A 3,121-nucleotide genomic window follows, 5' to 3' on the forward strand; every position below is an offset into this window, starting at 1 on the left:
AAAAAATAGAAAATGAATTTCCAGTGGTTAAATTCTTCTCCAGCAAGCAAATCTAACCCTGTCATTGCCAAAGAGGATATACTACCTGCAATTAGGAAATCACGAATCACCTTTTTGGTAAATGTTTTCTTCATTATTTAATGTTACCTAACGGTCTTGGCTATGATTTCGTTTTGTCTTAGCAGCGAGCCCAGCGTTGGGTTTCCAAACCTTGTTTGGAAAAATTAACGAGGGCAAGGCGAGCTGCCAGGTTTAGCCTTTAGCCTGGTTCTTAGTTCTAAAAATAGGTTAAATATTTGAAGTTGGGTTTAGCCAAAATGAATTATAGCCGTTGTTGGCAAACGTTAATTCTTTATAATGGGAGGCAATGGTGGTGGTGGAATATCCCAAACCCCTTTACTCTGAGATTTATTTTCCTTGACGACTTTTTGAGTTAAACGCCAATCGTCGATATGAATAATATTTGCTATTGTATCTTTTTCTGCAAATTCAACAAAAATACTTGAGTGAGGCGTATCGTCATTGTAAACAAATCGTATTGCATGCGTCCCTCCTTCAGTAAAAGAGGGCTGTAAGTAGTACTCCACAGAATCCTTTGATCTTTGAAGATCTAGTCGAAACGAATTCAATTTTTGGGATATGCTATCCTTATCTTTCTTAACATACCAAGGAAGAATATCAGTAGCAAGATTAGAGATGCTTAACTCCTCTGCCAGTGTTTTTAATTTAGACAAATTGTCAATCAAAATTTCATTTTCAGTTGATTTAGTTTGAGCTGAAACGCTATGACTAATGAGGAGAAATAAAATAGAAAGAAGATGTTTTATCATAATGTTTGCCAACGGTTCTGGCTATGACTTCGTGGCAAGCGTCAGACGTTTTTTTGTTTCTTTAAAAATAGGAAAAAACGGCCAAGCGATAAGCCATGAGTTATAGCCGTTGTTGTGTTTAGTTTTTTGTTTTCAAATACTCTTTATAAGAAAGTTTATTCTCCAACTCTATTAATTTTTTATTTTCAATATTCTCCTCTCCAAGTTTTCTAGCGAGATCTATATTATACCAAGCTTCTACATATTCTGATAGCTGTAGTTTCGTAAGTGCTTTTTGATAATACACATAACTATATTGTGGGGATAATTCAATTGCTTTCGAATACAATGAATCGGCTTTTTTTAATAACTCTATTTTTGAAGGAAATCCTTGATCGTAGTAGTAATATCCTAACATGGAATAGTTTCTTCCATCTTCTGGTTCTAATTCAATTAACTTGTATAAACAATTTAGTCCATTGGATGGTTCATTACTATTGAAGCTATTTAAGGCCTCTTCCCAAAGTCCATCATAAAAGTTTGCATTGAAAGAATTAATTGTAAATAACCATTTATTAGATTCTTTATCATTAGTTGAGCCATAAGCCCTAATGTATATTAAAGCACAATCACTTGTTGTAAGTTCTTCTTTCCAAAAAGCTTCTAGACTCTTTTGAATAGGAAACCAATATTCTCCATCTTCGGTTTTGATTAAAGCTTCATTTTCAAATAAGTCTTCAACCTTAAATTTGAAGTCAAATGATTTAAAAACTCCTTCTAGTTTTTTGATTTTTTCTGGCGGAATTTTTCTGAATACTCCAGTGTTTTTGACTAAAAGTAAATAACCAGGTGTTGCAGAATTTACAATTACATCTGATTTTTTATTATTTAAATTTTCAAGCTCATCAAAATAATTTTTAACGGTTGAAAATTCTACAAGAGTGTTAGGATTTTGATTATGAATATTCTGTTGACCTAAAAGGTTATAGGATATCAAGAAAAGAATTAAAGCATTGATTTTTTTCAAGTTTTCGATTTTTTCAAAATTAAACACAACGTTTAGTATATGCAAAGTAGGCGATTGCGGGCTTCAAACTTATCAACCCGTTACAATTTTGAAGCGGGCTACAACCCTTGAATTTACTGCTATTTCGCCTATTTTGTATATACATTGTTATGCCCCTTTTTTATTCATCATCAGGTTGATTTTCATGTCTTTTACAATCGAAAAGCAGACAACCACATGGTTCAATCCAGACATTTTCGCTTAAATCCACATCGGGTTTTGAAATCCCTTTTGAAATCAACTCGTTTATATTCTTAATCTCATTTTTTAGCTCACTTAATCTTTCATTCTTTTCTTGTTCTGAATCAAAATCCCATTCATCAGGTTTTGTGTTAATCTCAACTATCCAGCTTTCTCTTTCCGAAATCATTTTTTGATGTTGAGAAATCCACTTTTTACTATCGCTTACAAATAAAGAATAAGACAATTCCTTCCAATCAGTCAAATCAACTCCGTCTATTCCTTGTTTTATAAGCGATTCCGTTGCTTTGTCAAAATCACCTGTCATGAAATATAGTAATCCAGTTTCGTAGCCCCCAATCATGGAAGCTGAATTGTTCTCAATATTTTGGAAAAGTCTATCAGCTAATTTTCTTGTACTTACAGTGTCTTGCAATTGAAAATCCAAAACTGCTTGGTTAAAAGCACTTCTAAATTCAAAATCAAATTCGGTATTTGCGATTTTAAAATAATCTCGTGAAGTTTTTAAATCACCTAATTTAAAGTAGCAAAATCCGATATTGTGTAAAATATCTCTTCGGTCGGATTTTTCCTTTGCAATCAGCAAATTTTCCAAAGCATTTTTATAATCCTCTTTTTCCAACAACATGAAACCAAGCAAATAATATGGCAAATAGGATTTTGGTTTTTGTTTTATTATTTGTTTTTGAATTTCAATCGCTCTATTTTCTTCTCCCCACTCAAAGTAAAGATACCATGCTAGGTTATGAGTTGATTTAATCGTCTTTTTTGTCGAATAAGCCAATTCAAAATGTTTCAAATCCTCATTATCTGTCAACATGGAAGGATTTTCAAAATATCCAATTGCTATTCTATTAATCAAGTCAAGGTTTTTAGGAGTGCCCTTGAGTTTGTCAATCAAATCTTTAAGCTCTATTTCTGTTGTTGCTGTCATTTCTTAAATGGGGCATAACGGCCCTGGCTATGCGTTCGGCGCTGCTTTACGGCGTTGTGCCCGCGGTTGGTTTTCCGGGCTTTCCGGAAAAGATTAGCGAGGGAAAGGCGC

3 protein-coding genes are annotated in these 3,121 nt (G+C 33.4%); all 3 read right to left on the reverse strand.

Annotated elements, in window-relative coordinates; genetic code table 11:
* Nucleotides 1-344 precede the first annotated feature (344 nt).
* The 3 genes from ACA086_RS14825 to ACA086_RS14835 all read right to left on the reverse strand — a co-directional run bounded on the left by ACA086_RS14825 (nucleotide 345) and on the right by ACA086_RS14835 (nucleotide 3,010).
* On the reverse strand, nucleotides 345-830 hold the full coding sequence (locus ACA086_RS14825; RefSeq protein ID WP_369749681.1) for a hypothetical protein: 486 nt from the start codon (nucleotides 828-830) through the stop codon (nucleotides 345-347).
* A 118-nt stretch (nucleotides 831-948) separates the two neighbouring features.
* Entirely contained in the window at nucleotides 949-1,836 is an 888-nt protein-coding gene (locus tag ACA086_RS14830; RefSeq protein ID WP_371004127.1) for a hypothetical protein, read from the reverse strand.
* Nucleotides 1,837-1,996: 160 nt separating this feature from the next.
* Nucleotides 1,997-3,010: a tetratricopeptide repeat protein gene (locus ACA086_RS14835; protein WP_371004128.1), complete on the reverse strand. Its 1,014-nt coding sequence runs from the start codon at nucleotides 3,008-3,010 to the stop codon at nucleotides 1,997-1,999.
* Nucleotides 3,011-3,121 lie beyond the last annotated feature (111 nt).

Origin of the sequence: Muriicola sp. E247, assembly GCF_041358175.1 — a bacterium.
Taxonomy (GTDB): domain Bacteria; phylum Bacteroidota; class Bacteroidia; order Flavobacteriales; family Flavobacteriaceae; genus Muriicola.

What these genes read in the sequence shown, in the direction of transcription:
- ACA086_RS14835 (WP_371004128.1), bottom strand. Translation starts at nt 3,010, where the DNA reads ATGACAGCAACAACAGAAATAGAGCTTAAAGATTTGATTGACAAACTC.
- ACA086_RS14825 (WP_369749681.1), bottom strand. Translation starts at nt 830, where the DNA reads ATGATAAAACATCTTCTTTCTATTTTATTTCTCCTCATTAGTCATAGC.